This is a genomic window from Hyphomonas sp. TMED31 (assembly GCF_002172815.1).
GTDB classification, from domain to species: Bacteria; Pseudomonadota; Alphaproteobacteria; order Caulobacterales; family Hyphomonadaceae; genus Hyphomonas; species Hyphomonas atlantica.
This window is the reverse complement of sequence record NZ_NHCK01000054.1, coordinates 21,727-27,726: the sequence shown is the minus strand read 5'-3', so window position 1 is coordinate 27,726 and position 6,000 is coordinate 21,727. Positions and strand designations below refer to the sequence as shown.

Here is a 6,000-nt window from a genome sequence, read left to right as displayed (position 1 = left end):
ATGCTGGACGCGATCTGGTCGGCGGCCGAGCACTTGCCCGCAGAAAAGCAGAACCGGTTGAAGGCGCCGTTTTTGGAAACCGTGGCGAAGAGTGGCGACACGCTGTTGCTGCGGCACTGGCAGGCGCGGCTTGGCGCAGATCTGAGACGTGAGAAGGCCGTCGAACCCTATGCGAGGAAAAAGGCCAAGGCGGCTTTGTCGCGGGGGAATTGGACAGCATTTTTGCGCGATGCACGGGCAGGGGCGCAGCCTTTCAATATTGGCCGTCCTGAGATCATGGCAGAGGGCGCGCGTCTGGCACCGGACGCTCCAACCCGACGGCGCGTGGTTGATGCGATGTTCGAATTGGCCGGGCGTCCAATTGCAGCAAGCGGACTGGACCGGTCGTTTGAACAGGCCGATTTCGGTCATTCCCTCGCAGAACTGGCGATGGAGGCATGTGACTTGAGCAGTTTTGACCGTGCCATTGCGCTCACCGCTGATCCGGAGTCTCTACGCTATGCGCTGTGGCGGCGGCGGATTACCGGGCAGGCCGGAGCGCTGGCTGGGCGCATCCGGGCGGACGCGAATTCCGACGACACGCACCATGTTCGTCTTGCCCTCGACGGCTATGGACCCGTCCTCAAGCTCGGTTATTGCAATTGATGGGAACCTGAACCGGGTTCGCGCGTTACACGCGGATGGAGTTTACGCCCATTGAAGACCTGAAGACCGAAGTCGAAAACATGGCTTCAGCCTTCTTCAAGAGCCTGCCCAATCTCACCATTGCGCTGGTCATCCTGATTGTGACCCTGATTGCGGGCCGGATTATCCGGGCGATTGTCTCGACGGCCATGCATCGCGCGCGGGTTCGGGACGCATTGGTGACATTGGCGCAAAACCTGATTTCCATCGCGGCCTGGATCGTCGGCGTTGCGATTGCGATGACGGTGATTTTCCCGTCCGTGTCGCCATCTGACATTATTGCCGGTCTGGGCCTGACATCGGTCGCGATCGGCTTCGCGTTCAAGGACGTGTTCGAGAATTTCCTCGCAGGGGTTATCATCCTTGGCCGCGAGAAGCTTCGGATCGGTGATGTGATCGAATGCGAAGACGTCTATGGCCGGGTCGAGAGCATTTTGATCCGCGAAACCCATGTCCGGGAAACGGATGGCGAGCTTGTCATCGTGCCGAATTCGTACCTGTTCAAGAATCCGGTCAATATTGAAACCGACCGCACCCTGAAACGTCAGGAGCTGGTGGTCGGCGTCGATTATGATACCGACATGCGCAAGGCCAAATCGGTGTTGCAGGACGCGCTGGCAAGCTGTGAGTCGGTCGAGCAGTCTGAAACCATGGACGTGCAATGTGTCTCGTTCGGTGGCTCGTCCATCGATTTCAAACTGCTCTGGTGGTCTGGCAGCCGCCCGGCGGACCAACGCGCAACCTATGACGAAGTCGCCTTTGCGGTGAAGGATGCGCTGGACGAGGCGGGCATCACCATTCCATTCCCGCAATCCACGCTATCGTTCCGGGAAGAGGCTGTTCCAATTCCGTTGATGACGCGGGTGGTGAAAGAGCGGGAAGAAGCCCGAGAAAACAGCTGAGCCCGCGCCCGATTGCCCCTTGGCGCGGCGGAGATTCGCGCCGTAGAATGCCCGTATGAGCGATTTGGAATTTACTGAAGATCCTGATGGCGATCCGCCTGAAGCCATTGTGGGCAGCAAGGAGGTTGGCGCGCTGGCCCACCTCTATCGCGCGGAAGTCTATCGTTCGACCATCTGGCGCCAGCGTCTGGACCAGACGACGAACTGGGCTGTGATCTCGACCGGGATCGGCCTGTCAGTATCCTTTGCCAGTGATCGCGCATCTCCCTTTCCCATCGTGCTGGTCGGGGCGCTCTGCATCATGTTCCTGATACTGGAAGCGCGTCGCTATCGATTCTTCTATGTCTGGCGGTTTCGCGCGCGCGTGCTGGAAATCGCATTTTACGTCCCCATGCTGCGCGGGAAGGGCGCCCGGATACCGCTCGACCGAGGCACCGCCCTGTCGGACGATTACGAAAAGCCGCAATATCGAATATCCATGGCGCGCGCCATTGGGCGGCGGTTGCGCCGGAATTATGGCTGGATTTTCGCCATTCAGGGCGCGGCCTATTTTGCCAAGATTGCGATCCATCCAACCGATGTGCTGACTCTGGGAGAGTTTGTCCGGCGTGCCCATATCGGGCCGATCCCCGGTCTGGTTTCGATCATCTGTGGCCTGCTGTTCCATGCCGCCTGGATGACACTGGCCTGGAAAACCTGGTTCGACGAGCGCCAGGACAAGACCAAGATGGCCGACTTCCTGAAAAGCCGCGAAGACGTCAACCGGCGGCCCAAGGCGCAGCCGCTGGGCGACATAGCGAAGGATTGAGGTGCGCTCGAGATTGCGAAAAAGAGCGTAAAGATTGAAATCGGATCGATCAAAGAAAGAAATTCTTGAGTGTTTTCGATTAAGTAGATGCCCCTCTATAGAAGTGGGAAGGGCGCTATGGAGTCCGTCGAGAACGTTACCCCTATTCGCAAATACAGGGCCCGTCGGGCAGGAGAGTCTCTAGACACTCGCGTAAGCTCTCTCCTCGGGCTCAGCGTTTTTGCGCTCGCCGCTTTCTGCTTTCTGGCAGGCGCGCTCACGGGGCGCCGCATTCTTCCCGCTGACCAAGACCTTGATCACATTTATCTCGCGATCATGCTGGTTTGTTTGGCCGCGTTTATTGCAATCGCGCTAAAACTTGACCGCCAGTATCGAAACGCCGTGTTGGGTCGCGAAGGCGAGCGGGAAGTTGGCGCGCAGCTGGATGAGCTTGAGCGGCATGGGGCTCGCATACTGCATGATGTACAGGCCGCAGGCTTCAATCTGGACCATGTCGTATTCCATACGAGCGGCATCTACGCCGTGGAGACGAAAACCTGGACGACCAACCGAACCGGCATTTCTCGTCTTCGGTTCGATGGCAAATCAATCTGGAAGGGGCGCTTCAGAACCCGAACTGACCCATCTCGGCAGGCTATCCGCCAGGCAGTATGGCTGAANGAGCATCTGGCGAGCATGGGTCTGAATTTGAAGGATCCAGTCCGAGCGGTCGTCGTTTTTCCAGGCTGGAAGATCAACGTTGAGCGCCACAACCCACTGGTTCAGGTGATGAACCCTTGGGATTTGTGCAGCTTCATTCGAACTTCGTCACACGAAGCGCTTTCCCCGAAGCAAGTCGCCTACTTCCATTCGAAGCTTCGTGAACAACAGGCANTGTCTGAGAAGTTGTCCTTTTAACCCGCCGGGCCTCTGCGGCCGCCGCCATTGCCGTCGCCGCGGCGGGCGAGGAAGGCGAGGCGTTCGAACAGGGCGACGTCCTGTTCGTTTTTCAGGAGTGCGCCATGCAGGGGCGGGGTGAGGCGGTCCGGATCCTGTTCCTTGAGGGTCTCCAGATCAATGTCTTCATTCATCAGGAGCTTCAGCCAGTCGAGCAGCTCAGACGTGGACGGCTTCTTCTTCACACCCGGCAGTTCGCGCATGGCGTAGAAGGTCGTCAGCGCGTCCTTGACCAGCTTGTTCTTGATATCCGGGAAGTGGACATCGACGATCTCTTTCATCGTCTCTTCGTCCGGGAATTTGATGAAGTGGAAGAAGCAGCGGCGCAGGAAGGCGTCCGGCAGTTCCTTTTCATTGTTCGATGTGATGATCACGATCGGACGTTGCTTCGCCTTGATGGTCTGGTCGGTCTCGTAGACATAGAACTCCATCCGGTCGAGCTCTTGCAGGAGGTCGTTCGGGAATTCGATGTCGGCCTTGTCGATCTCGTCAATCAGCAGGATTGGGCGCTTTTCAGCGGTGAACGCTTCCCACAGCTTGCCCTTCTTGATGTAGTTCGCCACGTCCTTCGCGCGCTCTTCACCCATCTGGCCGTCGCGCAGCCGGGAGACCGCATCATATTCGTAAAGGCCCTGGCTGGCTTTCGTTGTAGATTTGATGTGCCACTCGATCAGTTCTGCGCCGAGCGCCTTGGCCACTTCAACGGCGAGGACGGTTTTACCGGTGCCGGGTTCACCCTTGATCAGGAGCGGACGCTCCAAAGCGATTGCCGCGTTGACTGCCACTTTCAAATCATCGGTGGCGACATAATCCTGGGTGCCTTCAAAACGCATGAATTCTTCCTCATCTGGGTCTGACCCAACAATAGTGTGGCGGGCCTGAGGAGCAAGCGCTGACGTGGCGAAAGGGCAGCTGCCGCGCTGCAGCATTGAATTCATTTTTGCGCAGGGAGGCTCTGTGGTAAAAGGAAGTCAGCCATGCGTACCGCCGCAGTGCCTCAAGCTTCAGATGAGCGCCGCGCTGGATTTGGTTAGGTCGTCCCCTGAGGACCGTGACGGACCAAACCCCTCGCAGGCCTGTTGATCCTACGCATTCGGGAACCGGGCGCATGGTGCCTTTATGGCATGCAATTGATTGCAAATTTTTGACAGACTTACGCAATCGCAATCAAGCGTTAACGCCTTTCTGCAAATTTTATCAAAATCTGCAGGAGTGGAATCAGACACTATGCCATTGAAGCTGTCCCTCAAACCGGGCGAAACATTCGTGGTGAACGGCGCGGTTGTCAGAAATGGCGACCGGCGTGGCGTACTTCTGCTCGAAACGCGCGCCCGAGTGCTGCGCGAGAAGGATATTCTGAGACCTACCGAAGCGACCACACAGGCGGGGCGCGCCTATTTCGCGATCATGCAGATGTACCTGCTCGGCGAGGTCGATGGTCCGCCATATGCGCAGGCAGCTGAAGCCATCGCAGGGTTGCTCGCCGTTTGCGAAAGCGATGAAGACCGTGAAAATGTTCTGGAAATTTCGGCCGATGTTGCCAGTTCCAATCTATATCGCGCGCTGAGCCGGTGCAGAAAGCTGATGGCCGCTGACGCGCGAGGACCGGAATGATGGCGAAACCAATGCGCATGGACCCACTCCCTGATCCGAAGGCTGTCTCACTAGATGAGGCAATCTCCCTGTTGGAGGCCGGGAAGGGTGAAGGCTTGTTGGTGGATCTCGGACACGGCCGCACAGCCACAGCAGATGGCCATCGTGGTGAGGAAGGCTTGCTGCAGCGTCTGCGCGGCCATCGCATGATGATGTCCCTTGCTTCTGGCGGCGCCGACCTGTCCCGGTTCGCGGGCATGGGAGATGCAGTGATTGTTGCGCCGCTCGTGCAGGAAATCCTCGACGCAGCGGACCAAAAAGATTAGGTCGCGCGCATGAGCGCCGAACTGATCTCTCTTTTTACCGCATCCTTTGTCACCTTTTTCGTCCTGATCGACGCCTTGGGCGTAGCGCCCGTGTTTGCGACGCTGACGGCGAGTGGTGATGCCGCCTATCGTCGCCGAATGGCGATCAAGTCGATTATTGTCGCCACGATTATCATTTATGGGTTTGCGTTTGGCGGCTCCTGGCTACTCGGCGCAATGCACATCTCGATTGATGCGTTCCGGGCTGCCGGCGGCATCCTGCTGTTCATGATCGCGCTCGACATGGTGTTCGAGAAACGGACGGAACGCCGGGAACACCGCGCCGAGGAACATTTGGGAAGCCACGCAGCAGACCCCGAGCCGGATGATGTATCCGTGTTCCCGCTTGGCATTCCAATGGTCGCCGGGCCGGGTACGATCGCCACGGCCATGTTCTACATGTCTGACAAGTCCGACTGGATCGAGAAGGGGATTGTCCTGTCTGCGATCGGCCTGAACCTTGCGCTGACGCTTCTGATCTTCCTGGCTGCGGGGCCACTGGTCCGGCTGATGGGGGCAAGTGTTGCGGGCGCGCTGACGCGGATCCTGGGCGTCATTCTTGCGGCCTTGTCCGTTCAGCTTCTGATCGATGGCATTCGCGGCGCATTCAATCTCTAGCGATCAGATTCCTGTCGGCTCGATACGCTTTTTCGGAAGGCGGACATTCCGGCGGAACGTCGCGATCATCACATAGAGCAGGGCCAGCCCGGAC

8 protein-coding genes are annotated in these 6,000 nt (G+C 58.2%); 7 read left to right on the top strand and 1 reads right to left on the bottom strand.

Annotated elements, in window-relative coordinates:
• The 4 genes from CBB91_RS08350 to CBB91_RS08335 form a co-directional block, all read left to right on the top strand.
• Nucleotides 1-645 (top strand): hypothetical protein (locus CBB91_RS08350; RefSeq protein ID WP_273013426.1); only part of this gene is annotated, 645 nt, incomplete at its 5' end.
• Nucleotides 646-680: 35 nt separating this feature from the next.
• A complete protein-coding gene (locus tag CBB91_RS08345) occupies nt 681-1,586 on the top strand; it encodes a mechanosensitive ion channel (RefSeq protein WP_273013424.1) in 906 nt (301 codons plus the stop codon).
• Between the two features lie 55 nt (nt 1,587-1,641).
• Complete coding sequence (locus CBB91_RS08340) at nt 1,642-2,394, top strand: DUF2270 domain-containing protein (protein WP_273013422.1); 753 nt, start codon at nt 1,642-1,644, stop codon at nt 2,392-2,394.
• Nucleotides 2,395-2,721: 327 nt separating this feature from the next.
• Nucleotides 2,722-3,291, top strand: coding sequence for a nuclease-related domain-containing protein (locus tag CBB91_RS08335; RefSeq protein ID WP_345906784.1), 570 nt, complete (start codon nt 2,722-2,724; stop codon nt 3,289-3,291).
• Here the strand turns inward: CBB91_RS08335 and CBB91_RS08330 are convergent.
• Complete coding sequence (locus tag CBB91_RS08330; protein ID WP_035551385.1) at nt 3,288-4,163, bottom strand: MoxR family ATPase; 876 nt, start codon at nt 4,161-4,163, stop codon at nt 3,288-3,290. The genes CBB91_RS08335 and CBB91_RS08330 overlap by 4 nt on opposite strands.
• A 394-nt stretch (nt 4,164-4,557) precedes the next feature.
• Between CBB91_RS08330 and CBB91_RS08325 the strand changes: the two genes are divergently transcribed.
• From CBB91_RS08325 to CBB91_RS08315, 3 genes are read left to right on the top strand one after another with little or no spacing between them, the layout of a single operon-like run.
• A complete protein-coding gene (locus CBB91_RS08325; protein WP_035551046.1) occupies nt 4,558-4,944 on the top strand; it encodes a flagellar biosynthesis repressor FlbT in 387 nt (128 codons plus the stop codon).
• Complete coding sequence (locus CBB91_RS08320) at nt 4,944-5,249, top strand: hypothetical protein (RefSeq protein ID WP_162175969.1); 306 nt, start codon at nt 4,944-4,946, stop codon at nt 5,247-5,249. Before CBB91_RS08325 ends, CBB91_RS08320 begins: the two co-directional genes overlap by 1 nt.
• 9 nt (nt 5,250-5,258) lie before the next feature.
• A complete protein-coding gene (locus tag CBB91_RS08315; RefSeq protein ID WP_273013418.1) occupies nt 5,259-5,906 on the top strand; it encodes a MarC family protein in 648 nt (215 codons plus the stop codon).
• Nucleotides 5,907-6,000 lie beyond the last annotated feature (94 nt).

Coding starts and splice junctions, on each gene's coding strand:
- CBB91_RS08345 (WP_273013424.1), top strand. CDS start 681: ATGGAGTTTACGCCCATTGAAGACCTGAAGACCGAAGTCGAAAACATG.
- CBB91_RS08340 (WP_273013422.1), top strand. CDS start 1,642: ATGAGCGATTTGGAATTTACTGAAGATCCTGATGGCGATCCGCCTGAA.
- CBB91_RS08330 (WP_035551385.1), bottom strand. CDS start 4,163: ATGCGTTTTGAAGGCACCCAGGATTATGTCGCCACCGATGATTTGAAA.
- CBB91_RS08325 (WP_035551046.1), top strand. CDS start 4,558: ATGCCATTGAAGCTGTCCCTCAAACCGGGCGAAACATTCGTGGTGAAC.
- CBB91_RS08320 (WP_162175969.1), top strand. CDS start 4,944: ATGGCGAAACCAATGCGCATGGACCCACTCCCTGATCCGAAGGCTGTC.
- CBB91_RS08315 (WP_273013418.1), top strand. CDS start 5,259: ATGAGCGCCGAACTGATCTCTCTTTTTACCGCATCCTTTGTCACCTTT.